Raw genomic sequence first — 26,477 nt, forward strand, 5'->3', positions numbered from 1 at the left:
AGCCCGATGCCGCAGCTAAAGCCCGTGGCGGTGTGGCATCGGGTCCTGCATCATCCCTGTGTGATTGTGATGCAACCCGTTCTGGAGATCTTCGCTACCGACGACTTCGCGCTCTGGCCGGTTGGCGAGCACGAGTCGTACGGCTACCTCGTGCTGGACGGGGAGCTGACTTCGGCGGAGGTCGGCACGGCGGTTATGCGGATCGCCGACTGCAACGACTTCGAGCCGGAGGAGGAGCACGGGCCGTGCCCGACCGACCCGCTCGGCGCGTTCCTGCACGGGCTGCTCACCATGACCGACCTGTTCGCCGCCGGCGGCTTCCGGGTGACCGACATCCGCACCGGCACCGTCTTCGTCGAGCCGGGCTGCTGCAACGGCCTGGAAACCTGGCGGGACTGGCTGGAGGTGCTCGACGGCACCGGCTGCTCCTACTTCGGCCACGACCCGTCCTCAGCGGCCGAACGTGTCGGCGACAACGTCCGGCTGACTCTCGACGCCCACGCGAAGGACGGCAGCCCGGTGATCGAGCTGCCAGTGGACCAGGTACGCGCGCTCGTCACCGGTGCCCAGCAGGACTTGCGGGACTTCCTCAACCTCGCCGGACCCTGGGCCGGGCAACACCTGCCGACACATGCCGCCGCCGTCACCGCCGCCCTGGCCCGGGCACTGGACCTGGGGCCCACACCATGACCAGCTTCCTGACCCACCGAGCGCGCGTGGACGACGTCCGGCTCCCCCTCCATCAGCGGCACAGCGCGCTGCGCACCTGCCTCACCCTCTTTGCGCCCTACGGCCTGCGGGCGACGTACCACCACCTCACGCTCAGCGCCGCGATCCCCCGGCGGCTGGAGGCGGATCCGGACGCGCTGGTGCGGGCGGTGGAGGAACTGCACGAGGCGCGGCTCCTGTGGCTCGTGCGGGCGGAGGATTACGCCGCGCAGCGTCGGGCTGAGAAGCGGGCCGGGCGGCGGGCTGTACCGAACCCTCGGCCGTGGTGGCTGCGGAGCAGGTGGGAGGGATCAGAGCGCGCCTGGTACGACGCCCCGTTCCGCCACCCGTCGCTGCGACTGTCCGAGTACGTCCGGCGGCAGAACGCGCTTCTCGACGGCGCTGAGCTGCCCGGCTGCCCGGCCTGCGGGAACGAGGGACCGCTGGAGCAGAACTCGACCGGACACGGCTGGGTCGAGCTGTGCGGCCGATGTGCATGGGCGCCAGCGCTGTGTCCGTGCGAGCGGCGGCACCGGATCGTGCCGGAGACCCCGTACGGCTGGAACGAGATCTGGCAAAGGGCGCACATGAGCGATGACGGCATGCCGAACCCACACTGGCCTGTGGGCTACTGAACTTGATCACGCGATGTCGGGTGATCGCCTGACAGGCGAGGGACGGGTCCGATAGATCTGTACGCGTGAACGACTCCACGCCCGAGGACGGCAAGCCCACCCCCTTCACCGAGAACGCGAAGAACCTGTGGAAGAAGCACCAGGGAAAGATCATCGCCGTCTGCGCCGCCGGCTTGATTGTCGCTGCCGTGGTCGTCAAGAAGGCCACGGAACAGAACGCGGCCGAGGACGGCCAGGACAGCGGGGACGTGGAGGACACCGAGTCGGTCTCCGACTCTGAGCGACGGAGGCCCCCCGTCAGGCATGGGGTAAGCGCCCACACGAGGACTCTTCGCGACGGGCGCGTCATCCCCATCCCGCGTCACGAGCGGGGCAGCAGCTCGGACGACGAAGACGAGAACGAGGACCCTGGCGAAGCCGCAGCCTGAGCTTGTTCTTTATCTACCAAGATCTTCCAGGCTTGCCGATGATCTTGAGGGTCTCGGGGGTTACCTGCCTCCGGGTCGGGGACGGTGGTGCGGTGGCTGCGTCGACGGTGCCGGCCCGCGACGCCGGCCTCTCGCATCATCCGGGCAATCCGGCGTCGACCGCGGGTATGGCCCTCACGCAGCAGGGCTGCGTGAATCCGTGGGGCGCCGTAGGTACCGCGTGACTGCGTGTGGACTTCGTTGATCAGCGTGGTCAGTTCCTGATCACGCCGGGCTCGCGGTCCTGGCTTCGGGGTTCGGCGGGTGTAGTAGGCGGACCGGGAGACCTTCATCAGTTTGATCCGGCTGTCGTGCCTGATCAACTCCCACCCGTACTGGGCGGAGCGCGGCTGGAGGACGGCGGGGCGCATCGAGCTGTTCCGCGCGGCAGAAGGCCGCGACGGGGGCCGCGCCCCGACCCGTGTCCCGAAGCCGGACGCAGGCGTTGAACGGTACGACGTGGACCCCCGGCCCATCTTCCGGGGCGGCCCGCGTGAGACGGCCCTGCTCCACCGCCCGGAGGCAGGGTCGTCTCCACTCCCCCGGCAGCTCACCATCCGAGCGCCTTCGTGGTCACCCCGCAGCTGCAGCCGGACCCCCACCGAACCGGGGTACGTCGTCGACGGTCGCGTCCAGGCGCAAGCGCACGTACCGCATCGGGTGCCGATAGACGCCACCTCGGTCGACGGAAGTGTCGGCGCTGATCTCCGCGACGAGGTCGGGCCGGACCAGGGTGGTATCGAGGAGGTCGCGCGTGCCCCAGGCCGAGGAGAACTTCGCACCGGTCCATAGATGGCCGGAGCCCGCCGGGGTGAGGTGCTCCGCGAGCGCGTGGGCCGCGTCAGGGCGCAGGGGGACAGTGCGGCCGACCAAGCGGAGGCGGCCGGTCGATTCGTGGCGGCCGAGAACGAGGAGCTGAGGGCGTGCGAGGGTCCCGGTGATCGCGCCGATGATCGCCTCGGTGGTGTTCCTGCGTCTGATCTTGATTCTCCCGGCCGATAGCGCTGGCCCATGTTCTTCACGAGGATTCCTTGTGCACAGAAGGTCACTGACCATACACCTACGGGCATGATCGTGAATGCGTGGCGGGTCCGGGCGACGATGGATGAGGTTGAGCTTCCGCGGGACGGCGTGCGGTTCGATGCACGGCTGCTGACGGACGGTCGAGCCGAGTGGCTGCGCGAGATCGGGCTGGATCCGGGCACGCCGTTTCTGCTGTCGCCCGCGTTCGAGTACGACATCGTCCTGAACCGCTTCTTCCAGTCGCCCGGGATGCGGATGCACGCGGTGAACACCCAGTTCGGCTATGCCCGGGATCTGGCCGCTTTCCTGACGTTCCTGTGGGTGTCGCGCGGCGGCAAGGGCTGGCGGGATGCGACGGACGCCGATCACCTGGCCTACCTGGTCTGGCGGCGCCGCGACGGCGACGGGCCGCGGGTCGCCGGATCGACGTGGAATCGCGAAGTAGCGGCCGCCGATGCCTTCTACCGCTGGGCGGTGCGCTGCGGTCACGTTCCCAGCAGTCCGATCCCGCAGGTGGCCCGGCGCGACGGCGTCGGATCTTGGCTGGCTCACAAGACGGCGGACGAGCAGCGGCCGGCCACGTACGCGCGGGATACCAGCGGTACGCGAGTGAAGTGGCTTCCGCCGATGGTCTATCGGGTGTGGCGGGATGTGGGGGTGCGTGGCTTCGATGCTGCTGGCTTGCCCCGGTCGGGGTTCCGCGGTCGCTGGGCGGCGCGCAACTCGGCGTTCTGCGACGTGATGGTCCGCACTGGGCTGAGGCTGGCTGAACAGTCCGCGCTGACCGTCTTCGAGGTGCCGTGGCGATCGCCGCTGCTGGGCGGCCACGCAAGGTTCTGGCTGCCGGCCGCGGTGGCGAAGGGCGGCTCGGCGCGCTGGACGTACGTGCCCGACGGCGCGCTGGCGGACCTGGATGACTACCAGCGGTGGGACCGGGCAGAGGTTGTCGCGGAGGCGCAGGCGGCCGGCCGGTATGCCCGGTGGCGGCGCCCGTGGGTCGTGGAGGACCCGCAGAAGCCGTGGGCCCGCCGTGTCGGTTCGCAGTTCCGTGTCGCCGTGGAGCACCTGGCGCTGCGCGAACGGCGCCTGCTGCTGGTGAACGGGCCGGGCGGCTTGGAACCGGCCATGCTGTGGCTCGGCGAGAGCGGGCAGCCGCTGTCGATGTCCTCGTGGAAGGAGATGTTCTCCGCGGCGAACCGGCGCTGCCGAGCGGCGGGCGTGAAGGTGACCTGCCACGCCCACATGCTGCGCCACACCTTCGCCGTGGTGACGCTGGAGCAGTTGCAGCGCGGGCACCTGGCAACACTGGCCGAGCAGCACCCGCGACAGAGGGAGCACTACACGCGGATCTTCGGCGACCCGCTGGATTGGGTGCGCCGCCGCTTGGGGCACCGGTCGGTAGTGACCACGATGATCTACCTGCACACCCTGGCGGAGCTGGAGATGGAGACCAGGGTGGCGCTGGTGCCCGACGGCTGGGATCTGCCGGCGGACATCGTGGACGATACGGTGGTGGCCTCGTGAGAGGGCGCGGCACGACACGTCCTGGGGTGCGGGCTGTCCTGCCGCCCGGGAACTACGAGGTCCGTTCCGCGATCGGTCTTTCGCCAGAGGGCAGCGTATGCGTGGAGTTCGAGGGTGAGGACGGCCGACGGCGCACCTTTGACTTCGCCGACTGCGAGCTGCCGGGCTGGCACCGGGACCTGGCCGTCGCGGTGGCCGCTCGGATCGGCCCGGGCGGCGGGCTGCGCACCGGCTCGTCCACCCTGGCGATGTGGGTGCCACTGCGTCGATTCCTGCGTACCCTCGCGGCGCTGCCCAACCCGCCGCAGCGCCCGGCTGACCTGCGGGTAGAGCACGTGCGGCACTTCGCCGACACGTTCGGCGCAACGATGCAGCCGGTGTACGCGCTGCGGTGTATCGAGCAGGTCGGGGTTCTGCTGCGGCTGCTGCCACCCGGACGACAGGTCTCATCGGAGGTTCTCGACGTCCTGCTGGTGCGCGTCCCGGCTGCACCAAAGCACGTGCCGGGCTACTCGGAGGGTGAGCTGCGGCGCCTGGTGGTCGCCGCCCGCGCGGACGTGGCCGGAGTGCGGGAGCGGATCGCGGAGGGGCGACGTCTGCTCGCGGACCCCGACGGCGGGCCGGAGACGGACCTGTTGCGCACTGTCGCGGCCGGAGGCCGATCCTCAAGCCTGCGGGAAACCTTGAGGGCTGCCCGGATGCTGTTCCCCATGCGTCGGGACCTGCCGGGGATGCTGGTGCTCCTGGCGGCTGTCACGGGCCGCAACATCGAGACGATCAAAGAGCTTCCAGCCGAGCATCGCATCGTGGACGGCAAGGCGGTCGAGGTGCGGCTGACCAAGCGCCGCCGCGGGGCCGGGCGCTGGTACGAGACGGTCCTGTGGGAGATCGGCGAGGCGGGGCAAGAGCTGCGCAACCCAGGCGGGCTCTACCTGCTGCTGCACGACCTGATGGCGCCCAGCCGCGCCCTGGCCGAGGACCCGCGCTGGTTCTGGTCGTACTGTCGGAGCCGCCACGACGACGCGCACGGCAGCCCGTTTCGCGGCGCGATGACCGCGGGCATCGAGATGACCGCCTGGGTCGACCGGCACGGCTTGGTCAATGACGAGGGCGAGCGGTTCGGGGTGAGCTTCAACCGATTGCGTACCAGTGTGGAGGCGCGGCGGACCCGGCAGATGGGCGGTCACCTGCCCTCGGCCGCGCGGACCAACACCGTCCCGGTGCTGTTCCGTAACTACCTGCGTGATGACCCGGCGACGGTGGAGTGGGCACACGAGGTGATGGCGCAGGCCCTCACGGACGCCGAGGAGGCGGCCCTGGATGCCCATCGCCGTCTCATCGAACGCGCCGGCAGCCCCCAGATCGCCGAAACAGCCGACGGCGCGTCCGAGGGCGCGTGGTCAGCCTGTGAGGACGTAGAGCGGCATCCTGCCACGGGCCGCAGTTGCAGGGCCTCCTTCCTGGACTGCTTCCACTGCGGGAACTGCGTCATCACGCCCGAGCACCTGCCCAGGCTCCTGGCCCTGCTGGACGCGATGGAGCAGCGGCGGCAGCGGATGGGCGAGGATGCCTGGTGGGGACGGTACGGGCCCGCGTTCGCGGCGATCCGCCACGACGTGCTGGCCCGCTTCACCCCCGAGCAGCTCCGCCAGGCCCGCCTCGCACCCGTTCCCAATGCCCTCCTCGACCTGGTGGAAGACCCATGGCAGCAGCCCTGACCCACGCCGTACGCACACCAGCGCCAAGGAGCGGTGACCAGTTTGTTCTGGCCGGCAGGCCCCTCGCCGAGGGGCACGTGCTGGAGGACACCGCTCGATTCTCGGACGGCGTCTGGCCGCTTGCCCCCGTGCTGCTTCAGCGGCAGCAGGCCCGCACCCGCCTGGACTTCACGCGCGTCGCGCCCGGCTTCGTCCCTGTTCTAAAGGAACTGTTCGCGGCGATGCTCTCGGGACAGCTGCCGCCGAACGAGCCCCGTCCGAAGGTCATGTCGGTGCGGCGGCACTTCACCGAACTGGTCCGCTTCACCGGCTGGGTCGCAGCACGGCCCGGGCGGCCGGCGCTGGCCGACCTTCGAGTCGACGACGTCGCCGCCTACGCCCTGCACCTGCGTACCGTGCTGCCCGCCGAGTCCAGTCGCGAAGTCGCCCAGAGTTCCGTTCGGTTCCTCTACCGGTACCGCACCGTCTTGACCTGCGACCGGCTGACCACCGACCCTCTGGCGTGCGAGCACTGGGGCAACAGCACCCGCCGCGGCCGCGCGGAAAACACCACCCACCGGATCCCCGAGCAGGTCATGGGGCCTCTGCTGGCATGGTGCCTACGCATCGTCGACGACCTCGCCCCCGACATCCTCAATGCCCTGGACGCGCACCGCGCTCATCACGCCGCCAGCCTGGCACAGGGACGTGTGCCCATTCCCCGTCCCTCCGGGATCTGGCCTCACCGAGCCCAATCCCCTGGATCAGCTACCAGCCGTCCGGTGGTCGGCAGGCAGGGCCGCCTGGAGACATTCGCTCTGGCCCGGCTTCTGCAGGGCGCCTGCTACATCCTGATCGCCCACCTGTCCGGGATGCGCGACAGCGAGATCAAGCACCTGCGTCCCGGCAGCACCCGGACCCTACTCGACGGCTCCGGCCGCCCCTACCGCTGGACGATCACCAGCCTCGCCTTCAAGGGCGAGCACGACCCGAGCGGCACCCCCGCCACCTGGATCATCGGCGCCCCAGCCGCGCGAGCCGTCACCGTCCTGGAACGGCTCCAGCCGCCAGGCACCGACCTGCTCTTCCGCTGTCTGACCCACCGACACCGCCTCAAGCCCGGAGCGATGACGCTGCGGTCCAGCAACGAACTGATCAACCACGTCATCACCTGGATCAACGCCTACTGCCACCGTCACGGCATCAACGACACCATCCCCGACGTCAACGGCGCCCCCTGGAACCTGACCACCCGCCAGTTCCGACGCACCCTGGCCTGGTACATCGCCCGCCGCCCCGGCGGAGTGATCGCCGGAGCCGTCCAGTACCGCCACCTGGGTATCCAGATGTTCGAGGGATACGCAGGGACAAGCGACTCCGGCTTCCGCGCCGAAGTCGAAGCCGAACAGGCGATTAAGCGCGGCGAGCACCTCCTGGCCCTCGCCACCGACCATCAGCACGACCTGTCGGGCCCCGCCGCCGCCGAGGCCACCACCCGCCTCGCCGACTTCCACCAGCGAACCGGATTTGCGGGCTCCGTCATCACTGATGACCGCCGCCTGCACCGAGTCCTCGCACGTCACGACCCCGAGGTCTACCCCGGCAACTACGTCACCTGCGTCTTTAACCCCGACAAAGCCCTGTGCCGCCCCCGCACCGCCTCCCACGACGAACGTCCGCGCCCGGCCCCACTCGACTGCCAGCCGCTGGAATGCCGCAACGTCGCCCTCACCCCCGGCAACGCCACCGCCTTGGCCGCCGAGGAAGACCGCCTCCACAAACAGCTCGGCGCCCGCCCAACCCTGCCGCCCGCCCTTCACGCCTCCCTGACCCGCCGCCGGGATGCGATCCGCCGCTTCCTGACCACGACCGGAGCCGCCACATGAGCGCTCACCGTCGGCCGCTTCCCGGCCTCGCCGATGTCCACGCCGCGATCGACCATCTCACCGTCGAAACCGGCAGGTCCCCCAGCGTGCTGGCCCTCGCCACCCGCCTCGGCCTCGCCAACACCACCTTCCGCCGCAACTTCCCCGGCATCTGCACCGAACTGTCCGGCACCCCGGGCACCGCAGGCGGCACGGGGGGCGCAGATGCCTACAGCAAGGTCAAAGCCGACAATGCGCGGCTCCGGCGCGACAACCGCGACCTCGCCGAACAGCTCGAGCTTGCCATCGCCGCCATCCAACGCCTCACCATCGACAACGACTGCCTGCGTACCGCACTCCAGGACGCCCGTGCGGTCACCCCGCTGCCCCGCCGCACCCGATGACCGACTCCGTCGCCACCAATCAGGTTCGCCAGTGAGCTGTCACCCCAGACGAGTGCAGCTGCGGCGCGCCTGCGGGGACCTGGTGCGGCCCTATATCGGGTGTAGGCGGCCGAACATCCAGAGATGATGTGGAGCAGGAGACCGACTGACGCGACGGAGGATCAACATGGAGCGGTTGGAGCTGATCGTCGTGCAGCTCGAAGAGGCCAAGGGGATGATCGAGAAGGGGCGTGTGCCCAACCTGCGGTTGGCGTACCTACTCATCGACAGCGTGACGGAGCTGATCCTCCACCGAACCGTTCAGACGGAACTTCAGTACCAGGGCGTGCTCAAGAAGCTGCTGTTGGCTCACCAGCAGAACGCGGCCTACGGAATGCCGGTCGACGCGGAAGAGGTCGCGTCCATCGAGGCGCAGATCGTATCCAAGTCCGAGATGAAGAACATCGACCGCAACTTCGACGCCAAGGTCGGTCTTCTGGTCCGCCGCAACTTGCTCGACAAAGCGCTCGGCCCCGTCCTGGAAAAGCTGCACAAGTACCGCAACGAGATGTACCACCGCGACAAGTTGAGGCCCGAGATCATCAGGCCAGCCACCCTGATCTACTTCGACTCCGCATGCACGGTGCTGGAGGCGTACCGCCACCAGATGCTCATCGCCTACCCGTCCGACCCCGGTTCGGAGATCTGTCGCTTCACCGAAGGCAGGCGGCCGGGCCTCTTCGATGCGAAAGACCTCCCGAAGAAGATCGCTGCACAGCTACGCCGAGAGGTGGGGCTCGATCTCCCGCAGGTGAGGAGTGCCCTCACCGCCTACCTCGATGCTCGGCTTGATCAAATGGTCGACGGCCTGGAGTTCATCGAGGACAACCTCGTTGGCCCGCCCCTCGTCCGCGGGGACGCCTTGCGGCTCGTGCAGGCGGACCTTGCCGCGAACCCGACGCTCGAACAGGTGCGTGGGCGGAGGTATCAGTACTCCAAGGCGGACCTGGAGCAGTGGCGAACCCGGATAGACGCTCTGGAATCCATCGACGACAAGCACGCACTGGTCAGCGAGTACGCCGCCATCGAGGACTCCTTCGAATCTCTGGAGGAGAAGATCAGGGATGCCGTGTTCCAGGTCGATTACGAGGTCCAGTCCCAAATCGACATCGCTCGCGGCAAGTAGGGGCTCGGCAAATCGCAGCACAGCACCGATCGCGGGCGATACGGTCGCTGACATGAGCTGGTCATTGAGTCGCTTCGCGCCGCCGCACCCGGAGCTTCTGGACGCCTTGTTCCTGGCCGTCGGCCGGGCCCTCCACCTGGCGAACGCGTACGAGAGCAAATGCCAGTACGTCCTGCGCATCGGCAACATGGTCACCGCAAGCGAAGCGGACCCCGTCCTCACTCTGGACGAGCTGATCGCCGCAACCCCGACAGACAAGATGCTCGGCGGCACCCTGCACAGCCTGGCCAACCACCCCATGGGCGTGACCATGGACATGGACACCCTGCACAAGGCCAGAGAAGCCCGGAACTTCATCGCCCACGAGGGCGCCTCGATCGGCTACATCTGGTCTGCCCGCCTGGAGCCGATCCTTCAGCACGCCGTCAAACTACGCGCCGCCGTCGCCAACCTGGCGGCAGGAGACAACCTGATCTCGCAGTGGTGCCACGGCCTGGAGGAACCCCACACGTCGCAGCCGACTGACTGGATCGCCGCGTACCCGGACCTCGTAGACAGGTGGGTGTTCGCAGACCTGCTCGCGCTGCTCCCGGAGCCGGCGCAAGAGCAGACGGATTCGCCCGACGCGCCTGCGGACTGAGCAGCCGCACCTCGGCGTGACGCCGACACGGACCCGCCACCTGGGTGTTGTGCCAGCGGCCCGCAGGCACGACGCGGGCCTACCCCCGGCGCCACAGGCAGGCCTGTCCCAGCCCTGGAACCGCCCGCCTGCACGGCCGTGCCCCCCGGCTCGGCGCGTTGCCCGCGAGGTGGCAGCCGACGGCCTCCGTGTCGACTCAGTCGACTGAATCCTCCCCGACACACGATCCGCAGTTGGAGGCGTGATCAAATTTCGGCCAGTGTGCCGCTATGGCTCCACTCCCTGTTGAGTTCGAACCGCTAGTCACCGACTGGATCACTGCCGCAGCCACGGCTTTTGCCGCTCTCGGCACGATCGCCACCTTCGTGACAGGGTTAATCCTTCTCAAGAAGGAAGCGTCCCGGGACAGCGAGCGCTTGGACGCTGAGCGGCGTAAACAGGCCCGGAGGGTGCATGGCTATGCGGCCTGGCAGGAGGAAGCCCGAGGGCCGCAGGGTTGGGTCCGCGCAGGCTATGCGTACGTGATCGCCAACAACAGTGACGAGCCGATCTATCGGATCCGCCTACCCCGCGAGTTCGTCAACACCACCACCAGGTACCGCATGCTCGAAGCCGGTACGCGCCAGATCCAGCCCATGACTGAAGAAGAGGTCAACGGTCTCGACCTCGCAGATAACTGGCGAGCCGCGAACCCTGAGGTGGAACTACCGCCCATCGGTGCCAACGTCTTCCCCATTGCCTTCGCCTTCGTGGACGCGGGCAACGTTCGCTGGGAGAGAGGGAACGACGGAAGTCTGCGGGAGGGGCCGGTGCGTCTGATGCCCAACCCATGAGCATCAGCACCTTAAGCCGCGACATCACCAGTCGCAAGGCCGGTCCCAGACCACCATCTGGCGGCCAGCGGCGATAGCGTCGCGTGCTGCCTGGCAAGCGCGGGTCTGGTCGGTAAGCATCGCCGGCGATGTCCGGCTGACCGGGATTCTCGTCCTCGGTGGCCATGCCGTAACTGTTGAGAACCGAACGCGGGTGTTGCTACAGCATTCGGCGTAACCTTCGCGGGGCTCTGGGACAAAGGCGGTCGCGACGGTAGAGCTTCGGCCCGGCAGCATAGTGGTCAACCGGTCAGCAACGAACCCTGGCTACAAGATCCCCTCAACGCCGGAGACATCCGTCCAGTCCTCCAGCCACTCCCGGGCCTCGGCCGGGTCGGTGGTCATGGGGCACAGGGTCCACGGAGCGGCCAGTGCGCGAGAGGCGAACAGAACCTCCAGGCGACGGCGACGCCCGGCATAGGGCAGGGCCAACAGCTCGATGCCGTCGATCTGCAGGGCGTCGAAGGCGGAAGCGCGCGGGTTCGCGGATTCTCGGACTCGAATGCGTACGAACCGGTGCGTCGACTGGTTCATTGTGCTGGTCTATGCCGCGGTTCGTAGTGGGGCGCCTGAAGACGTCGGGAGCCCGTCGAGCGGTCCTGCGCAGACAGTGCGTGCCCTGAGCCGGTGTGACGTCGTTGTCGCCGAAGGCACATCTCGGCCGAGACCGGGGCCAGAACCTCCGGGAGCTTGCTCGCGGCGGGATGTCTACTGACATACCAATGGAGCGACACGTGAATGAGCAGACGAGCAGTGCCGGTTGGCCGGCCAGCGTGTTGGTGACGGGTGCGACCAGTGGGATCGGGCTGGCCACTGCTCTGCTCCTTGCCCGTCAGGGCCGACGGGTGATCGGGACTGCCCGCTCGCAGGACAAGGCCGACGCTCTGGTTCGCGCCGCCCGCGACCAGGGGCTGGTGTTGGACACGGTGGTCATGGACCTCATTGACCCGGTCTCCTGCCGGGAGGCTGCCAGGAGAGTGGCTGAGCTCACCGATGGTGGCCCCGATGCGTTGGTGGCCAACGCCGGGATCCCGCTGACGGGTGCGATCACCGATGTGTCGGAGGACCGGATCCGTGAGGTGATGGAGGTCAACGTCGTGGGCACCCTGCGTATGTGCAGCCTGGTGTTGCCTGCGATGCGTGAGCGGGGCAGGGGGCGGATCGTGACCGTCTCCTCCGCCGCGGCTCGGATTCCGGCACCGATGAACGGCTGGTACTCCGCGAGCAAGCACGCGCTCAGCGCGGCGACGCACAGCTTGCGAATGGAGGCCCGCCGCTACGGCGTGCAGGTGGTCCTCGTCGAGCCCGGCACGGTCGCGACCCCGTTCTGGGACCGGGCCAAGGAGGATCTGTCCGGCTTGACCACTGGCGACGCCGACGCCGGCGTCCATGACCGGGTCGCGAGCCTCTTCTCCCGCATCCAGCGGTCGGCCGGCGGACCGCAGCCGGTGGCCCGCACCATCGCAAGGGCTCTCCGTGTCCAGCGGCCGCGTCGCAGGTACACCGTCGGCGTCGACGCGTACCTGGGCACCGCCCTGCAGTGTGCGGCGCCTCTTTGGCTCAGCGATCACGTCAAGAGCCGCCTGTTCGCCCTCCACGCCCCGGCTGGCACCGCACCGGCACCCGCCCGGACCAGGCAGACGAGCGGCAGCTGAGTGCTTCACAGGCGCAACACAGAACCTGACGACCCCGCTGCGGCCCGTCTGCTGCGAAGGGGCTTGAGCCGACGAACGCACTCGACTCGAAGCCACGTTCAGGACGGGCGCTGCTCTGCGCCGTCCGCGTGACGCCACGTGGCCAAGATCGTTGCACCTGATGGCGCGTACGCCGCCGCCGTGGTCGCTACGGGCGGCGCGGGGCCGGGGTCCTCACGGGTCACAAGAACAGGAGAGCGTCTTGACCTTCGAAGAGTTCGTGGTGTCCGGCTATGGCGGATACAAGTCCGAGGGTCGCACGCTGTGGCACGGCGACCCTGCGGCGGAAACGGTCGTGCTGATCGGCGGGGCCCTCCAGCGCAAGACGGCATGGGGCCGTTTCGAGGCGGCTCTGGCCCAAACGTTTCACATGTTCACGGTGGATCTGCCCGGGTGGGGTGACGCGGACACGCTGCCCGCCTCCTTCGGGCTGGACTTCCTCGCAGGCGCCCTGCATGACCTGCTGGAGGCGGCCGGGCACCGGCGGGTGCATGTGCTCGGCGCTTCGTACGGTTCGGGCATCGCCCACCGCTATGCCCAGACCTGTCCCCAGGCGGTACGCAGCCTGGTGCTTGCTGGGCCACTCCTGTGGGTCCCCGACGCGGTCCGGGAGGATCTGCGCCGCACCGTGGATCTGTTGGCAGAAGAGCGAATGGAGGCGTTCGCCGAATTGAGCGCCGACATCATCCTGCGCTCCACGCCGGGCGAGCGAGTGACCCGCCAGTCGGCGGTGCGCCGCATCCTGCGTTCCATGTTCCGTGACATCGGTGAAGCGGACCGGGACAAGTACCGGAACAACACTCTGAGGTTGCTGGAACAGGCGCCGTCGTCGCAGCCGCCGATCACCGTGCCCGTCATGGTGGCCACCGGTGAGCACGACCTCTTCACTCCGCCCGACCTGTGCCGCGAAGTTGCTTCAGCTTGCCTGGACGCCCGCGTCGTGCTGGTCCACGGAGCCGACCACGCGATGCATCTGGAGCTCCCAGACCTGGCCGGCGACCTGCTGACGCGCTTCGCGACCGGGCAGTCCCTCGATGGCCTCGCCTACTGCCACCCGGTGGAATATTCGGCCGCGCCATCGCTCAGTGCCGCGATGAGCGCGGCGGACGGCCGGCGATGACCCGATTCACCGAAACCCGTTCCCGCCCCAGGTAAGCCGGCGCCCACCTCCCCCGGCTCACCCACCCGCTCCGTACCCAGCGCCGGTCCGTACGAGATCCTTCCCGCCGACGGCGTGTGAACTGACCGTGGCCACCGCCCCGGCCCCCGACATCCCAATTGCGGGGCATCCCGCACAGCGGGCTGCCCCGTGCCCGTTCCTCCAGTTCCGAGGCCACCATGACCGCAGCCCGTCCCACCGTCCTCCTCACCGGCTCGACCGGCGTGATCGGGGCGAACCTTCTCCCGGCACTCGCCGTCCGCCACGACGTCACCGCGTTCGTCCACCGCCGCTTGCCCGAAGGCGCCACCAAGTGCGTGCAGGCCGACCTGACCGCCGACGGCCTGGGCCTGAGCAACAGCCAGCGACGCGAACTGACCGCCGGCATCGACGTCATCGTGCACTGCGGCGGTCTCACCGACTTCGCCCCCCGCGACCGCACCGCCTTCGACCACGTCAACGCCGAGGGCACCCGCAGGATCCTGGAGCTCGCTGAGGACGCCCGCGTGCCCGTAGTCCTGCTCTCCTCCGCCTCGGCCGCCTTCGACATCCCCGGGGACGACCTCGCCGCCCGCTCCATGCGCGCGTACGGCCAGTCCAAGCGCCGAGGCGAGGAACTGGCCGCCCAGTGCAGCCAGCCTGTCGCGATCGTGCGCACCGCGCTCCTGTTCGCCGCCCGAAACGCGCTCGCCGCACCGCGACACCAGTTCCCGCACGCCTTGTTCACCGCCATGCTGCAAGCGCGACCCGGTTCGCTGCCTGTCCACCCCGACCACTGGACCGACATCCTCCCGATGGAGACCCTCGTCGACTACGTCACCGCACTGACCGAAGCCCAGATCCGCGGTGACAGCACGGCTCCCGGCCTCCACTGGGTCACCGCGGGCCCCGCCCGCCTGACCGCAGCCGACTTGGAACACGCATGCATCGACTTCCTCAACGAGGCAGGCCGCCCGGCCACCGGACCCCTGCTGGCCGATCCCTCCATCCCGCAACCTCGTGCACGCGGCATGGCCCGCGTAGCCCAAATCGGCTTCCTGCCACCCGGCCAGCCGGACATGCCCTCCCACCTGACCCGGCTGCTCCCCACTCAGGTGACCCGCTCCGAGGTACTCGAAGCCCTCGCGCACAACGTCCGACGCTGCGCGCCGTGGACGTCATGACCCCTACTCCTCGGCGGCCCCGTCATGCTCGGCAGGTCCGATAAATTCACGCCACCCCGACCGCGTCTCCCCAGGGCGGCGAGAGCGATGTCAGATGCGGGGGTGGTTCCGGCAGGGTCCAGGTCGAGGACATGGTCTACGTACGGTTTCCACCGTGAGCAGGCTGCGGAAGGAATGGTCCTGCCAGCGGATGCGTGGCAGAGCCTTGTCCGGGTGAGCGGCCTGCACGTACTCCGCCGCGACGCCTGGATGGAGATCGAAGAAACGTACGAAGTGGACCGGGTAGGCGGTAGAACGCGAAGTACGCGTCGACCTTGTCGATCAAGGAGCGGGTTTCAGATCCCCCCATGAACCAGTCCGTGATCATTTGTCAGACACTGCCTAGGGGAGGGTGCAGCATGAGCGAGCAGACCCAGACGAGCGGGCGCCCGGGCGGGCAACAGCTTCGTCAGCTGGCCAGGATCACGGAAGCGACTGTCCGCCAGCCCGCGTCGGTCCGGGCGCCGAGGTAGAGCACGCGGACGCGCTGGAACTCCCGCCCCTGGCTGTCCTGGCGTGCCCAGGTAACTTCGATCTCTGCGGCCCGCTCGTTGAGGGCGCGCACCACCGGGTCGAGGGCCTTGCTGCCTCCGTAGTCGGCGTCGCACAGTCCGCGCAGTTCGTGTGCGAGTCCCTGGGAGAGCGCCTCGGCGGAGGTGAGCACGGTGTGGGCCGTCCCGGTGGTCATGCTGATCGGCACGGAGAAGTAGTCGAGGAGCGGCGCGGGGTCGATGCTCCCCTTCGCCGCCAGTCCGATGAACGTCTCAACGTATCCGTCGAACCATGCCTGCGCTTCGTTCGCGACGGCGGCCAGATCGGTGTGCGTCATGATTTCGTGACCTCTCTTACAGAGATTTCAGGTGTGGGTTCCTTGAAGAGGAGTGCGCTTTGCCGTCGTGTCACCGGTCGGCTGCGAGTGCAGGCCACAGCCGGTTGGTGAGCGTGTAGTGGCCCAGGTGCTTGGTGGCGAACCGCGCCTCCCAGCCGAGTCCCAGGCGGGTCTCGGGCAGGGCCATCACGCCGGCGTTGTTTGATGAGGAAGTCGATGCCGCGGACCGTTGCCAGGCCCTCGTCCGCGAATGTGTGCACGCCGGCCTGGTCGCCCAGGTCGAGGCGGCGTACCTCGACCGGGTCCAATGCGTCGAAGACTTCCACGGCCGCCTCCGGGCGGCGGACGGCGACGACGACAGTCGCGCCGGCGCCCCGCAGGGCGCGCACGGTCTCCAGCCCCAGTCCGGAGCTGCCACCGGTCGCGACGGCGAGCCTTGCGGTGAGGTCGAGGCCGGCCAGGACCTCGGCCGCGGTGCTGTGCGCCCCGAAGCCGGAGCCGATGGGCTGGCTGTGCTCTCATGATCGCCATTTCCTTGCGCGTGGGGCGTATATGGAAACGCCACAAACGGGGAGTTCCCCGGTTAGCCACAACCGTAACCGGGGAACTCCCCGGTTGTCCAGATAGACTGCCCCCATGACGAAGGAACAGCCTTGACCTCCAAGCCGAGCGTGTTGCGCGCCGATGCCCGCCGCAACCGGGAGCGCATCCTCGAAGCTGCCGTTCGCGCCTTCTCCGAGAAGGGCCCGGACGTTGCGATCGACGCGATCGCCAAGGCCGCAGGCGTCGGCTCGGCCACGCTCTACCGCCACTTCCCCACGCGCGAGGCGCTCATCGAGGCGGCCTACCGCAACGAGCTGGCCCGTGTCTGCGACAGCGCCGCGACGCGGCTCGCCGACCATGCCCCGGACCGGGCGCTCCGCCTGTGGATGGACGACTTCATCGACTACCTGGCTGCCAAGCAGGGCATGGCGGACGCGCTGCGGGCCGCAGCCGCATCCGGTGCGGACCCCTTCGCCGAGACCCTCGACAAGCTCACCACCGCGGTCGGCACCCTGCTGCACGCCGGCGCCGACGCCGGCCTCCTGCGCCCGGACCTGGACCCCGTCGATGTCGGCTTCAGCCTGGCCGGCATCGGGCTGATCACCAGCGCTCCCGCCCAACGCGAACGGGCCGGCCGCCTCCTCGACCTGCTCCTCGACGGCCTCCGGTACGGAGCGGACGGGCCAGCGTCCGGCTCGTGATCACAGCAGCGGGACCGACTCCCGGTCCGCTGGCAGCGCCCAGAACGTCCGGCGCTCTGCGCAGCTCGGCCCACGAGCGTCGTCGAGCCCCGGGTCCGCCAGGAGTTCAGGGGTCTGGGGGAAGACGACGGAGTGGGCGATGCGGCTGAGCAGGTCGGCGTGGTGTGTCCAGCCGTCCTTGGTCCAGGTCGCGGTGGCGTGCAGGCGCGGGCGCGGTACGGCGTCGGGAAGGTTCTCGGCGCCGCTGATTCCCGCGTTGGGACCCGGGAGGCGGCGCGGTCCTCGGAAGTGGCCTCGTGACGCGCAGCCAGTGGTCGGTGCCGAAGCAGGGCGCTGATGGTGCGGGCGTTCCATCCCCAGGCGTACGGTCCGTCGGTCTCGGTCTCGGTCTCGGTGGCGAGGCGGCGGCGGGCTTCGGCCTGCGCGGCTTCCATGCGGTCGCGGGTGGCGTCATCGGGGAGCGAGTACGTCGAGCACCTTCCTCAGCTCCGTGTCGGTGAGCGGGTCGTCGAGCGCCGCGACGGCCGTGTCCCAGCGTTCGCTGGTGCTGGCGGAGACGAGTAGGCAGGCCGCGGCGGGGCCTGCTTCCGGGGCGGAGGAACTCGACCGGTTCGGGTGTCACCGGGTCGAGGAGTCCGCCGCCGTGCAGGGGCGCGGAAGCAAAGGTGAGCATCTCACGGGCCGTGCTTGTCGGGTCAGTTCTGCGAGATCGCCTCGAAGCAGGTCGCCGACCTACTTTTCGGGCAGGGCGCGGGCTACGTCGGCAAGGGCGACGATGCCGCCCAGCGTGTGCACGTCGATGACCGGGAGCCGGCGGACCTGATTCGCGCCCATCGTGCGCAGGAGCTCCGCGGCATCGGCGACAACGAGAGTCACGGGCGTCAGGTGCCGCTGCCTCAAAGATCGCCCGGACACGTCCCTAGGGGACGGCGGGACCGGCCCCTGGCCTGCCGAGTTTCCGGAGGAAGCGTGTCCATCGTGATGCACCCGGGCCGTCTTCGGGTGGGGCTGGCAGCATGAACCGGACTACCGGGTGCGGGCACCAGGTGAGGTCGCGGACGCAGTCGCCCGGGACGCCCAGGACCTCGACGAGCGCCGCGAGGGAGGCCTCGTCGTCGGTGTGCCGGCGGTCGAGCCACACGGTAACGCCCGTGTCCTCCACGTCAGTGAACTGGCTCAGCGCGTAAAAGCGCCCGCCCAGTCGGAACGAGGCGACGTCCACAGCGCCCCGGTCCTCCCAGCTCTGCTCCACCTGCAGCACCAGCCTGTCCGCGTACGCCTTCATAGGCGGTGGGAGCACACCGATCGGCCGGTGGGAGAGGGCAATCGAATCCCACATCCCGTACTGCACCGCGGGATTCGATTGCCCTGGTATCCGGGCGCGGGCCCCCAGTCAGGTTCCGGAGCGGGCACAGCGACCGGCTCCCATCTCTTCGGCTGCCGGTGTCCGGCCGACCCGTCCCCTGCAGATACGCGCTCAGCAGTGCGCGGCGGAATCCGGTTTGCGAGCTGCAGCCGCCCCCACCAATACGCCTCTACATGTGTAGAGTTCGGGCACCATCCTCTACACATGTAGAGGACGGCCTCGATCGACTTCAAGGAGCCACGGTGAGCGCGACCGTCACACCCGTCCTCGAGCGCAAGCCCGAGCCCAAGCCCCTGCGACCCTTCAGAGTCGGGGCCGGCGGCTTCCTCCTGCTGGGCACTGGCCACCTCGCCCTTGCGGCCGCGACGGCGCTGGGCGACCCCACCCCCCAGCAGCAAGCCTCCTCGGCAGCCATGCGGGAGTCGAGCATGACCCTGCTCGGTCTGGAACGCAGCACCCTCGACCTCGTCCAGGGCATGAGCCTCGTCATGGCCCTGTTCGTCATCGCGTGCGGGCTCCTCGCCCTCACCGCCGTCCGGCACGCCCCGGAATTGATCGAACGGCGCACCGCCTTCGGATGGATCCCCTTCGTCGCCTCACTGGTGGGCCTGGCGATATCCGTCCTGCTCCTGCCCATGCCGCCGATCGTCGTCCTCGCCGTCACCAGCTGCGCCTTCGCCGTGTCCCTGCGCCGGGCGACGCCCTGATCCGGTCACGGCGGGGGCGTGCGGCGCACGCCCCCGCCGGTCGGCCCGGCCACCCCGCCGCACCGGCCGGGCAACCGGGTGCACCACCTCGTCCCGTACGGGGCCGGTGGCGGGGAAGTTCAGGGCTGTTTGGCATATTACGCAGCAATGTGCGTGCCGGGCTGAAAGGGGCGCGACGGCCCTGCCAAGATCGGGGAGTGCCCCAAGGAAACCCGCGCCCACCCGAACCCGCTGAATTGCGAGATCTGCTGGCCACCCTCCATGAGATGCATCGCGACGATCCATGTTTCGCTCTGTGGCCTGACCATCAAGATGCCATTGGCATTCTGGATTACACCCGCCGGTTCCACTGCGCGCTGCCTCCGGCGAACGGCGGGTGGCACCACCGCGGCGACCAGGCCGGAATCCGACTCGCCATTGTGCGGCGCCTTCGCGCGGTGCTGGACAGGGAGGAGCTCGCAGCCATCGAAGACGCCCGGGCAGACGGCATGCAGTGGGGTGCCATCTCCCTACTGCTCGGGATGCGGCATCCTGGAAGCGCGATGAACCGCCGCGAACGCCTCAAGGTTGGGACGGCGCGCCCGGATGGACGCCGGACACCAGAGGCGAGAAGACGGATCTCCGACAACAGGTGACACCCTGCGGGGTGCTCGTAGGGGCGATCGGTGGCCTGAGGGCCCGTCAAGCCACGCGCATGATCCCGTGCCTGCGGGAATGGTCCGGACGTGACGGACCCGAGGGTCCCGGCCACGCTGCCGCCCCCGCTCGGGTCGAGAATCCCCAGTAGCTGCGCCGTGAACTCTTGGCGCGCAGCGTCGGCGGCCTGCTGCTTTGGCGGTGATCTGCCGGCCTCGGCGCGCGCGGCGGCGAGGTCGGATTCGAGACGGGCAATCGTCGCGGCCGGGTCCTGCTCGCCCGGGGCCGGCGCGGCCGGGGTGGCCGTCGGCGCGGTGGTCGGGTCCTGCCCGGGTGCCGCGTTCGGGTCGCCCGGCTGGGCGGCGGGGCTGCCCTCGATCCCGCTGCCGCCCGTCTGCATCAGCTCGTCAGACCCGACGAGCACAAAATAAGATAATCAAGCGCTATTTGGGCGTCAGCTTAAAGATAGGGAGTTATCGCCATGTCACGGATGTAACGCACCTATGGCTTCTGGCACCTTGTTACGCGAAGTGCGGAGCCGACGGAATGGGGACACCGGAATGATGCGCGACCGTCGGACCGCCGGCTGGGGTCTCCGTGGTGGGGTGAAATGCGTCGCAGGTATGACCGTGGGCGCGATCGCCCTTCTTTCCGGATGCGATGTACTCAAGCCCTACACGCCCCCACGGCCTCCCTCCAAGGAGGCCCTCACTTTCTACGTGAGTCCGGACGGCGACGACGAAAACGACGGGCTGTCCGAGGCGACTGCCTGGCGCACACTCGGCAAGGCCGACCAAGTGCCGTTCCGGCCGGGGGACCGTCTCCGGCTCCAGGGCGGCGCGCGCTTCCCCGGTGGGCTGACCATCGGCCCGGGTGATGCGGGCAGCGCGGCGAAACCTGTGGTGATCGATTCGTACGGCACTGGTCGGGCCACCATCGCGCCCCGGGGTGCAGCGGGAATCGCCGTGTACAACACCGCCGGCGTGGAGATCCGGAATCTCGCACTCGTCGGCGATGCCAAGGCTCAGGGCAGTGCGGACGGGATCAGCTTCTTCTCCGATCGCCCGGGCGCGAAGCATATGAACCACGTGCGGATCAACGGCGTCGATGTGTCCCGGTTCCAGAACGGCATTCGCCTCGGATCCGGCCCCAAGTCGTCGGGGTTCAGCGACATCCAGATCAGCGACTCGGCAGTGCACCACAACCAGGATGCCGGGCTGGTCACCTACGGGCCGCACTTCAAGGCCAAGGATCCTAGCTACGCGCACGAGAAGCTCACGATCACGCGAGTCAAGGCGTACAGCAATCCCGGAGACCCGACGGCGGACGACCGCAACACCGGCAGCGGCATCGTTCTCGGCAGCGTCCGGGACTCGACCGTGCAGCAGTCCGTCTCGTACGACAACGGGGCGGAATCCTCGGCCCTGGCCCAGGAAGGGCCCGAGGGAATCTGGACCTACGACTCGACCCGCGTGATCATCCAGAACAACAAGGCCTATCGCAACCGCACCGGGTCCCGCGTCGACGGTGGGGGTTTCGGTCTGGACAACAACGTGTCGTCCTCGGTGCTCCAGTACAACCTGTCCTACAACAACGACGGCGCGGGCTTCCTCGTGTATTCAGGTGCCCCGACCAACGCGCACAAGGGCAACATCGTGCGGTTCAACTACAGCTGGGACGACGCCAGAAAGCTGTCCTGGTACGGCGGCATCGTGGCCTTCGGCGACCTCCTGCGGGATCTGGACATCTACCACAACACCGTGATCCTGCGGTCGAGCGGCATCGACCGGCCTCCGGCCCTGCGACTCCGGAACGGAATGAGCGGAGTCGGCGTCCGCAACAACATCTTCGTCACCAACGGGGCTCCCGTGGTGGATTCGGACACCAACTACACGCAAGGCCTCGTTCGTCTGCAGGGCAACGACTACTTCAGCACGGGCGACTGGAAGGTGCAGTGGGGTAAGGCCCGGTACTCCGACCTGGATGCCTGGCGGAATCGGGCTGGACAGGAACTGCTCGGCACCGTCCCGACGGGCAGCAGCGCCGACCCGTGTCTCGCGGGCGCGGTGGCCCCGGTCACCGATTCGGCCGGGGCCACCCCTCTCGTCTCGCAATGCGTCGACCAACTGGACGGCGCCGTCACGCTGCAGTCGGTCGGCGTCAACCCGGGTCAGGTCGACTACTTCGGGGCACGACTGAGCACGGCGCCCTCCGCAGGTGCCGCACAGCCAACTGCCGAGGACTGAGCAAAGGTGCCGCCGCGCTGGGGTGCAGGGACGGTGGCGGGGGCGGGCCTGCCCAGGGTCCGGACGGTCCAGCCTGCGGAGCGCCACAGACCCGCGTCGAGGTTGTTGCGAGCATCTACCAGACGCGGTGCGCACACCACGCGTGCCAGCTTCACCGGGTCGACTTCCCGGTACTGGCTCCACTCGGTCAGGTGCAGCACGACATCCGCCTTTTGGCACGCGGTCAGCACGTCTGCCTCGTATCGCAGCTCGGGGTGGGCCAAGTGGGCGTTGTAGATCCCCTCGGGGTCGTGGACCCGTACCTCACCGCCCTCGCGGTGGATCGCCGCCGCCACGGCAAGGGCCGGCGAATCGCGGACGTCATCGCTGTTCGGCTTGAAGGTGGCGCCCAGGACCGCGATGCGGTGTCCGCAGAACGCACCGCCTACCAGGTCACGGGCGATGGCAACGGTCCGGAGCCGCTGGCGCAGGTTGATGTCGTCGACCTGGCGCAGGAAGCTCACCGCCTCCTCCACACCGAGTTCCCGGGCCCGTGCGGTGAACGCCCGGATGTCCTTGGGCAGGCAGCCGCCGCCGAAGCCGAGGCCGGCGTTGAGGAAACGGCGTCCGATGCGGGTGTCGTGTCCGAGTGCGTCAGCGAGGGTGCTCACATCGGCACCGGCCGCGTCGCAGACTTCCGCCATTGCGTTGATGAACGAGATCTTGGTCGCGAGGAAGGAGTTGGCCGCGACCTTGACCAGCTCGGCGGTGGCGGGGTCGGTGCTGATGTACGGAATGCCGGCGGCCAGCATGGGGGCATAGACCTCGCGAAGGGTCCGATCCGCGTGCGGTGAGGTGACGCCCGCCACGAGCCGGTCGGGCCGCAGTGTGTCCTCGACCGCGAACCCCTCACGCAGGAACTCAGGGTTCCAGGCGACCTCCACGTCCGCACCTGCGGGGACGAGGCCCCTCAGCCGGCTCGCGATGCGGGGTGTGGTGCCCACCGGGACGGTGGACTTGCCCACGATCAGGCAGGGACTGGTCAGGTGGGGGGCCAGTCCGTCGATGACGGCGTCGACGTGGCGCAGGTCGGCGGCATCCGAGCCGGCCTGCTGCGGGGTGCCCACGCAGACGAAATGCACCTCGCCGAAGGCGGCCGCCTCCCTGAGGGAGGTGGAGAACCGCAGGCGCCCGGAGTCGATGGCGCGGGTCAGTACGTCGTCGAGGCCGGGCTCGAAGAAGGGGGGTCTGCCCTCGGTGAGGGCTCTGATCTTTTCGGCATCGACGTCGACGCCGAGGACCTCGTGTCCGATGTCCGCCATGCACGCGGCGTGCACGGCTCCGAGGTATCCCGTACCGATGACGGTCAAGCGCATGTGATTCTCCTGTCTGGCGAAACTGTGAGGGGTCGGTGGGACGGCCACAGGCAGGCTCGGACGCGTCAGCCCGTGTAGCCCGAGGGGTTGAGTTCCTGGAAGCGCCATGCGTCGCGGCACATCGCGGCGAGATCCCGGGTCGCGGCCCAGTTCCAGGCCTCCGCCACCGCGGTGGGATCGGCGACCAGCTCGGTCACGTCTCCCGGGCGGCGCCCGGTCACCTCGTACGGGATAGGCATGCCGGAGGCCCGCTCGAAGGCGGCGACGAGGTCGAGGACGGAGGACCCCACCCCGGTACCGAGGTTGAAGACGCGCATTCCGTTCCCGTCGCCGAGGTGCTCCAATGCGCGCCGGTGTCCCTCGGCCACGTCCATGACGTGGATGTAGTCACGGATGCCGGTCCCGTCGGGGGTGGGGTAGTCGTCGCCGAAGACGCTGAGCCGCTCGCGGCGGCCTACGGCGACCTGTGCCAGGTACGGCATGATGTTGTTGGGCACGCCCCGGGGGTCTTCACCCAGCAGGCCGGACGGATGCGCGCCGACCGGGTTGAAGTACCGCAGGGCCAGCACGCTGAGTTCGGGCAGGCGGCGGCAGGTGTCGGCCAGTACTTGCTCGCAGAGCCACTTCGTCGAGGCGTACGGGTTGGTCGGGGCCGCCGGATCCCCTTCTGCAAGAGGCACCTTTGTGGCGTCCCCGTAGATCGAGCAGGACGAGGAGAACACCAGCCGGTGCACTCCGTGCGCGTGCATGGCCGACAGCAGGGCGGTCGTGCCGCCGACGTTGATGTCGTAGTAGGCGATCGGGATCTCCACCGACTCGCCCACCGCCTTCTTCGCGGCGAAGTGGATCACCGCGTCGATCGGGTTCGAGGCGAATACGGCGTCCAGCGCGCGCCGGTCCCGCAGGTCGGCCCGGTAGACGGCGGCGATCGGGCGTCCGGCGATCTTCGCGATGCGCTCCAGGGACTCCGGTGAGCTGTTCGAGTGGTCGTCCACGACGACCACCTCGTAGCCGTTCTCGAGCAGCTCGACACAGGTATGGCTGCCGATGAAGCCGGCACCGCCGGTGACCAGGACCGTCGTGGGCATGGGGGGATCCCTTCTCCGTGATCGTCTGGGGGGGAAGTGGGGTGGCGGGCCGGTGCGCCGGTGTCACCAGCCGAAGATGCCTGCCGCGTAGACGGGGAACAGGCCGACGGCCAGGGCGAGCGGCAGCAGCGTGAGGGTTCCGGCGAGCAGGGGCAGCCGGGCCGTCACCACGGCCTTGTGCTTGGGCACTCCCGCGGCCCGGGCCATCTCCGCGATGTGCAGCCCGGCGATGGTGAGGGTGACCATCGCGTACGAGAGCGAGCCGAGGATGCACAGGAAGACGTATCCCGCGGCGGGGCCGGTGAGCTCGCCGGTCACGGCCGCGCAGGAGAGGGTGGTCGTGATGATCAGGTAGGGCGCCACGAGCCGCAGCGGCAGGGGCTCGAGCCCGTCCGTCGACTTGGGGGTCACTTTGAAGACCACCGGCCGGGGGCGCAGCTTCTGTACCAGGGCGGCGCCCACACCCCAGGCGACGAAGGGCCAGCGGGCGAGCCCGAAGAGCCAGCTCTCCCAGCTCAGGACCGGGGCCTTCGCCGGACGGAGCAGGCCGCGCCGGCGCACGAGCACGGTCAGAAGCATCAGCCATACGGACATCGCCCAGAAGTGGCCGAGGAACGAGAAGTAGTTCACGTTGATCCACGGCAGACCGGTGACGGCCGCCACCGGAGGCAGGGCCAGACCCATCGTCGTGGTCGCGGCGAGCAAGGGGTAGTACGACAGGGCGAACGCGAATCTCAGGCGCAGCCAGCCGCGCATGCGGCCCAGGTGGCGCGGCAGCATCCCGAAGAGCATCACCGCGAGACTGCGGGACCACTGGAACTCCTGGGTCGCCATGGCGGCGAAAGTGACGGGGCCGTCGCCGCGGGCGTGGGCGTCGATGGCGAACGACCCCTGCCAGCCGGCCGAGTTCATGAGGAACGTGGTCGAGAAGTCCTCGGCGAGTTCGGGCCCGATGCCGCCGATGTCCCGCACCGCCTCGGTGCGCACGGCGTAGTGGGAGCCGATGCACAAGGGCGCGAGGCCTGCCGAGTGGCCCAGCTGGACCGCCCCGTGGAAGACGGCCTCACGGTGCAGTCGGCCGCGGGCGGACCAGGAGACTTCGGCGTTGGCGTCGCACACGCTCGGGGCGGCGACGTAGCCGATCGCGGGATCGGAGAACGGACGCACCATCTCGGTCAGGTACGTGCGGCTCGGCACGTGGTCGCAGTCCAGCTGGGCGACGACGTCGTAGTCCCGGTAGCCCCAGTGGTCGTAGAAGAAGGCGAGGTTGCCCTCCTTGCAGCGGGTGCGGCGCGGCCATGTGAGCCGGTGGTAGTCCGGGCGGTCCCGGCGGCAGGAGACCCGCACTCCGTTCGCCTCGCACCAGTCCAGGACGTCACCGGAAGGGTCCTCGTCGCACAGCCATACGTCGTAGGCGTGGGGGTAGTCCTGGTGGAGCATTGCCTCAAGGGTGGTGCGGGCGATGTCCCAGTGCTCGGACGGAGCACGGGTGACGACGAACGCCGCACGCACCAGCGGGACTTCGATCTGCGAGTCGAAGCGGCGCAGGCGGACGACAGCGACCAGGAAGTGCACGGGCAGCAGCGCCAGGTACAACAGCAGCGCGCTGTTGACGGCCAGGCCCACCCAGCCGATCCGGTGCTCGGGACGCAGCCACCAGACCCAGAACCAGACGAGGCAGGCCACCCACCCCAGGGTGAGGGCCGCCACCTTGATCCTGTCGGCCTTGCCGAACTGGCGGACGAAGCTCGTGGGGCGGGTCGCCAGCGCACGGCGCGGATGGGCGAACACGGGCCCGTCGGGAGGAATCTCGGCGACGCGCCCCCGGGAGAGTTCGCGGATCTGATCCTTGAGTGTGGCCTGCTCTCCGGACGGGCTGGGGATGCGCCCGTCGGTCGCGGCAGCCTCGCGTACGAGCCCTGGCTCGGTCGGGGTCATGTGAGCGCGCTCC

27 protein-coding genes and 1 pseudogene are annotated in these 26,477 nt (G+C 69.0%); 17 read left to right on the top strand and 11 right to left on the bottom strand.

What is annotated here, in order from left to right; all coding sequences use genetic code 11:
* Nucleotides 1–69 precede the first annotated feature (69 nt).
* The 3 genes from ACGFZK_RS08300 (at nt 70) to ACGFZK_RS08310 (ending at nt 1,771) form a co-directional block, all read left to right on the top strand.
* Entirely contained in the window at nt 70–690 is a 621-nt protein-coding gene (locus ACGFZK_RS08300; protein ID WP_393848488.1) for a hypothetical protein, read from the top strand.
* Entirely contained in the window at nt 687–1,343 is a 657-nt protein-coding gene (locus ACGFZK_RS08305; RefSeq protein WP_393848057.1) for a hypothetical protein, read from the top strand. Before ACGFZK_RS08300 ends, ACGFZK_RS08305 begins: the two co-directional genes overlap by 4 nt.
* Before the next feature lie 65 nt (nt 1,344–1,408).
* Nucleotides 1,409–1,771, top strand: a complete 363-nt coding sequence (locus ACGFZK_RS08310; protein WP_393848058.1) for a hypothetical protein — start codon at nt 1,409–1,411, stop codon at nt 1,769–1,771.
* Here ACGFZK_RS08310 and ACGFZK_RS08315 read toward each other — a convergent pair.
* Both ACGFZK_RS08315 and ACGFZK_RS08320 read right to left on the bottom strand, forming a co-directional pair.
* Nucleotides 1,705–2,367: an IS3 family transposase gene (locus ACGFZK_RS08315; RefSeq protein ID WP_393848059.1), complete on the bottom strand. Its 663-nt coding sequence runs from the start codon at nt 2,365–2,367 to the stop codon at nt 1,705–1,707. The genes ACGFZK_RS08310 and ACGFZK_RS08315 overlap by 67 nt on opposite strands.
* A gap of 16 nt (nt 2,368–2,383) precedes the next feature.
* Nucleotides 2,384–2,683, bottom strand: coding sequence for a hypothetical protein (locus ACGFZK_RS08320; RefSeq protein WP_393848060.1), 300 nt, complete (start codon nt 2,681–2,683; stop codon nt 2,384–2,386).
* Nucleotides 2,684–2,878: 195 nt separating this feature from the next.
* Here ACGFZK_RS08320 and ACGFZK_RS08325 point away from each other — a divergent pair, with 195 nt between their 5' ends.
* The 7 genes from ACGFZK_RS08325 (at nt 2,879) to ACGFZK_RS08355 (ending at nt 10,961) form a co-directional block, all read left to right on the top strand.
* Nucleotides 2,879–4,357 (top strand): tyrosine-type recombinase/integrase, encoded by a 1,479-nt coding sequence (locus ACGFZK_RS08325; RefSeq protein WP_393848061.1) that lies wholly within the window; start codon nt 2,879–2,881, stop codon nt 4,355–4,357.
* A 101-nt stretch (nt 4,358–4,458) separates the two neighbouring features.
* Complete coding sequence (locus ACGFZK_RS08330) at nt 4,459–6,075, top strand: hypothetical protein (RefSeq protein ID WP_393848062.1); 1,617 nt, start codon at nt 4,459–4,461, stop codon at nt 6,073–6,075.
* The gene (locus tag ACGFZK_RS08335; protein ID WP_393848063.1) at nt 6,060–7,940 is read left to right on the top strand and encodes a hypothetical protein; all 1,881 of its coding nucleotides are present in this window, start codon (nt 6,060–6,062) and stop codon (nt 7,938–7,940) included. The genes ACGFZK_RS08330 and ACGFZK_RS08335 overlap by 16 nt, the downstream gene beginning before the upstream one ends.
* The gene (locus ACGFZK_RS08340) at nt 7,937–8,323 is read left to right on the top strand and encodes a hypothetical protein (protein WP_393848064.1); all 387 of its coding nucleotides are present in this window, start codon (nt 7,937–7,939) and stop codon (nt 8,321–8,323) included. Before ACGFZK_RS08335 ends, ACGFZK_RS08340 begins: the two co-directional genes overlap by 4 nt.
* A 166-nt stretch (nt 8,324–8,489) precedes the next feature.
* A complete protein-coding gene (locus ACGFZK_RS08345) occupies nt 8,490–9,488 on the top strand; it encodes a hypothetical protein (protein ID WP_393848065.1) in 999 nt (332 codons plus the stop codon).
* Nucleotides 9,489–9,540: 52 nt separating this feature from the next.
* Complete coding sequence (locus ACGFZK_RS08350; protein ID WP_393848066.1) at nt 9,541–10,128, top strand: hypothetical protein; 588 nt, start codon at nt 9,541–9,543, stop codon at nt 10,126–10,128.
* Between the two features lie 269 nt (nt 10,129–10,397).
* Entirely contained in the window at nt 10,398–10,961 is a 564-nt protein-coding gene (locus ACGFZK_RS08355) for a hypothetical protein (protein WP_393848067.1), read from the top strand.
* A gap of 306 nt (nt 10,962–11,267) precedes the next feature.
* Here the strand turns inward: ACGFZK_RS08355 and ACGFZK_RS08360 are convergent, their stop codons facing one another.
* Nucleotides 11,268–11,534 carry a hypothetical protein gene (locus ACGFZK_RS08360; RefSeq protein WP_393848068.1) on the bottom strand — a complete coding sequence of 89 codons (267 nt, stop codon included), beginning with the start codon at nt 11,532–11,534 and terminating at the stop codon, nt 11,268–11,270.
* Between the two features lie 200 nt (nt 11,535–11,734).
* Here ACGFZK_RS08360 and ACGFZK_RS08365 point away from each other — a divergent pair, with 200 nt between their 5' ends.
* The 3 genes from ACGFZK_RS08365 to ACGFZK_RS08375 all read left to right on the top strand — a co-directional run bounded on the left by ACGFZK_RS08365 (nt 11,735) and on the right by ACGFZK_RS08375 (nt 15,016).
* Complete coding sequence (locus ACGFZK_RS08365; RefSeq protein ID WP_393848069.1) at nt 11,735–12,655, top strand: SDR family oxidoreductase; 921 nt, start codon at nt 11,735–11,737, stop codon at nt 12,653–12,655.
* Nucleotides 12,656–12,896: 241 nt separating this feature from the next.
* The gene (locus ACGFZK_RS08370) at nt 12,897–13,814 is read left to right on the top strand and encodes an alpha/beta fold hydrolase (RefSeq protein WP_393848070.1); all 918 of its coding nucleotides are present in this window, start codon (nt 12,897–12,899) and stop codon (nt 13,812–13,814) included.
* 218 nt (nt 13,815–14,032) lie between these two features.
* Complete coding sequence (locus ACGFZK_RS08375) at nt 14,033–15,016, top strand: SDR family oxidoreductase (RefSeq protein WP_393848071.1); 984 nt, start codon at nt 14,033–14,035, stop codon at nt 15,014–15,016.
* A 448-nt stretch (nt 15,017–15,464) separates the two neighbouring features.
* On the opposite strand, the gene ACGFZK_RS08380 is transcribed toward ACGFZK_RS08375, so the two are convergent.
* Entirely contained in the window at nt 15,465–15,884 is a 420-nt protein-coding gene (locus ACGFZK_RS08380) for a hypothetical protein (RefSeq protein WP_393848072.1), read from the bottom strand.
* Between the two features lie 82 nt (nt 15,885–15,966).
* A pseudogene (locus ACGFZK_RS08385) lies at nt 15,967–16,387 on the bottom strand (SDR family NAD(P)-dependent oxidoreductase); the annotation flags it as partial.
* A 150-nt stretch (nt 16,388–16,537) separates the two neighbouring features.
* Here ACGFZK_RS08385 and ACGFZK_RS08390 point away from each other — a divergent pair.
* Nucleotides 16,538–17,128, top strand: coding sequence for a TetR/AcrR family transcriptional regulator (locus ACGFZK_RS08390; protein ID WP_393848073.1), 591 nt, complete (start codon nt 16,538–16,540; stop codon nt 17,126–17,128).
* On the opposite strand, the gene ACGFZK_RS08395 is transcribed toward ACGFZK_RS08390, so the two are convergent.
* The 3 genes from ACGFZK_RS08395 to ACGFZK_RS08405 all read right to left on the bottom strand — a co-directional run bounded on the left by ACGFZK_RS08395 (nt 17,129) and on the right by ACGFZK_RS08405 (nt 18,479).
* Nucleotides 17,129–17,482 (bottom strand): hypothetical protein, encoded by a 354-nt coding sequence (locus ACGFZK_RS08395; RefSeq protein ID WP_393848074.1) that lies wholly within the window; start codon nt 17,480–17,482, stop codon nt 17,129–17,131. It abuts the gene before it with no gap.
* A 378-nt stretch (nt 17,483–17,860) separates the two neighbouring features.
* On the bottom strand, nt 17,861–18,004 hold the full coding sequence (locus ACGFZK_RS08400) for a hypothetical protein (protein WP_393848075.1): 144 nt from the start codon (nt 18,002–18,004) through the stop codon (nt 17,861–17,863).
* A 43-nt stretch (nt 18,005–18,047) separates the two neighbouring features.
* Nucleotides 18,048–18,479, bottom strand: coding sequence for a hypothetical protein (locus ACGFZK_RS08405; RefSeq protein ID WP_393848076.1), 432 nt, complete (start codon nt 18,477–18,479; stop codon nt 18,048–18,050).
* 257 nt (nt 18,480–18,736) lie between these two features.
* Here ACGFZK_RS08405 and ACGFZK_RS08410 point away from each other — a divergent pair, with 257 nt between their 5' ends.
* The 3 genes from ACGFZK_RS08410 (at nt 18,737) to ACGFZK_RS08420 (ending at nt 22,083) form a co-directional block, all read left to right on the top strand.
* A complete protein-coding gene (locus ACGFZK_RS08410; protein ID WP_393848077.1) occupies nt 18,737–19,201 on the top strand; it encodes a hypothetical protein in 465 nt (154 codons plus the stop codon).
* 266 nt (nt 19,202–19,467) lie between these two features.
* Nucleotides 19,468–19,836 (top strand): hypothetical protein, encoded by a 369-nt coding sequence (locus ACGFZK_RS08415; RefSeq protein ID WP_393848078.1) that lies wholly within the window; start codon nt 19,468–19,470, stop codon nt 19,834–19,836.
* Between the two features lie 624 nt (nt 19,837–20,460).
* A complete protein-coding gene (locus ACGFZK_RS08420) occupies nt 20,461–22,083 on the top strand; it encodes a right-handed parallel beta-helix repeat-containing protein (protein WP_393848079.1) in 1,623 nt (540 codons plus the stop codon).
* Here the strand turns inward: ACGFZK_RS08420 and ACGFZK_RS08425 are convergent.
* The 3 genes from ACGFZK_RS08425 to ACGFZK_RS08435 form a co-directional block, all read right to left on the bottom strand.
* Nucleotides 22,017–23,438 carry a UDP-glucose dehydrogenase family protein gene (locus tag ACGFZK_RS08425; RefSeq protein WP_393848080.1) on the bottom strand — a complete coding sequence of 474 codons (1,422 nt, stop codon included), beginning with the start codon at nt 23,436–23,438 and terminating at the stop codon, nt 22,017–22,019. The two genes, ACGFZK_RS08420 and ACGFZK_RS08425, sit on opposite strands and share 67 nt — an antisense overlap.
* A 65-nt stretch (nt 23,439–23,503) precedes the next feature.
* Nucleotides 23,504–24,526 (bottom strand): UDP-glucose 4-epimerase GalE, encoded by a 1,023-nt coding sequence (galE, locus tag ACGFZK_RS08430; protein ID WP_393848081.1) that lies wholly within the window; start codon nt 24,524–24,526, stop codon nt 23,504–23,506.
* Nucleotides 24,527–24,589: 63 nt separating this feature from the next.
* Entirely contained in the window at nt 24,590–26,464 is a 1,875-nt protein-coding gene (locus ACGFZK_RS08435; RefSeq protein ID WP_393848489.1) for a glycosyltransferase family 2 protein, read from the bottom strand.
* Nucleotides 26,465–26,477 lie beyond the last annotated feature (13 nt).

Source organism: Streptomyces sp. NPDC048257 (assembly GCF_043201855.1).
In the GTDB taxonomy this organism is placed as follows: domain Bacteria; phylum Actinomycetota; class Actinomycetes; order Streptomycetales; family Streptomycetaceae; genus Streptomyces.

Excerpts from the sequence above, each read along its gene's own strand:
- ACGFZK_RS08315 (WP_393848059.1), bottom strand. The coding sequence starts at position 2,367 with ATGGTGAGCTGCCGGGGGAGTGGAGACGACCCTGCCTCCGGGCGGTGG.
- ACGFZK_RS08340 (WP_393848064.1), top strand. The coding sequence starts at position 7,937 with ATGAGCGCTCACCGTCGGCCGCTTCCCGGCCTCGCCGATGTCCACGCC.
- galE (WP_393848081.1), bottom strand. The coding sequence starts at position 24,526 with ATGCCCACGACGGTCCTGGTCACCGGCGGTGCCGGCTTCATCGGCAGC.
- ACGFZK_RS08415 (WP_393848078.1), top strand. The coding sequence starts at position 19,468 with ATGCATCGCGACGATCCATGTTTCGCTCTGTGGCCTGACCATCAAGAT.
- ACGFZK_RS08435 (WP_393848489.1), bottom strand. The coding sequence starts at position 26,464 with ATGACCCCGACCGAGCCAGGGCTCGTACGCGAGGCTGCCGCGACCGAC.
- ACGFZK_RS08355 (WP_393848067.1), top strand. The coding sequence starts at position 10,398 with ATGGCTCCACTCCCTGTTGAGTTCGAACCGCTAGTCACCGACTGGATC.
- ACGFZK_RS08350 (WP_393848066.1), top strand. The coding sequence starts at position 9,541 with ATGAGCTGGTCATTGAGTCGCTTCGCGCCGCCGCACCCGGAGCTTCTG.
- ACGFZK_RS08395 (WP_393848074.1), bottom strand. The coding sequence starts at position 17,482 with ATGGAACGCCCGCACCATCAGCGCCCTGCTTCGGCACCGACCACTGGC.
- ACGFZK_RS08305 (WP_393848057.1), top strand. The coding sequence starts at position 687 with ATGACCAGCTTCCTGACCCACCGAGCGCGCGTGGACGACGTCCGGCTC.
- ACGFZK_RS08425 (WP_393848080.1), bottom strand. The coding sequence starts at position 23,438 with ATGCGCTTGACCGTCATCGGTACGGGATACCTCGGAGCCGTGCACGCC.
- ACGFZK_RS08345 (WP_393848065.1), top strand. The coding sequence starts at position 8,490 with ATGGAGCGGTTGGAGCTGATCGTCGTGCAGCTCGAAGAGGCCAAGGGG.
- ACGFZK_RS08325 (WP_393848061.1), top strand. The coding sequence starts at position 2,879 with ATGATCGTGAATGCGTGGCGGGTCCGGGCGACGATGGATGAGGTTGAG.
- ACGFZK_RS08360 (WP_393848068.1), bottom strand. The coding sequence starts at position 11,534 with ATGAACCAGTCGACGCACCGGTTCGTACGCATTCGAGTCCGAGAATCC.
- ACGFZK_RS08335 (WP_393848063.1), top strand. The coding sequence starts at position 6,060 with ATGGCAGCAGCCCTGACCCACGCCGTACGCACACCAGCGCCAAGGAGC.
- ACGFZK_RS08380 (WP_393848072.1), bottom strand. The coding sequence starts at position 15,884 with ATGACGCACACCGATCTGGCCGCCGTCGCGAACGAAGCGCAGGCATGG.
- ACGFZK_RS08375 (WP_393848071.1), top strand. The coding sequence starts at position 14,033 with ATGACCGCAGCCCGTCCCACCGTCCTCCTCACCGGCTCGACCGGCGTG.
- ACGFZK_RS08420 (WP_393848079.1), top strand. The coding sequence starts at position 20,461 with ATGACCGTGGGCGCGATCGCCCTTCTTTCCGGATGCGATGTACTCAAG.
- ACGFZK_RS08300 (WP_393848488.1), top strand. The coding sequence starts at position 70 with ATGCAACCCGTTCTGGAGATCTTCGCTACCGACGACTTCGCGCTCTGG.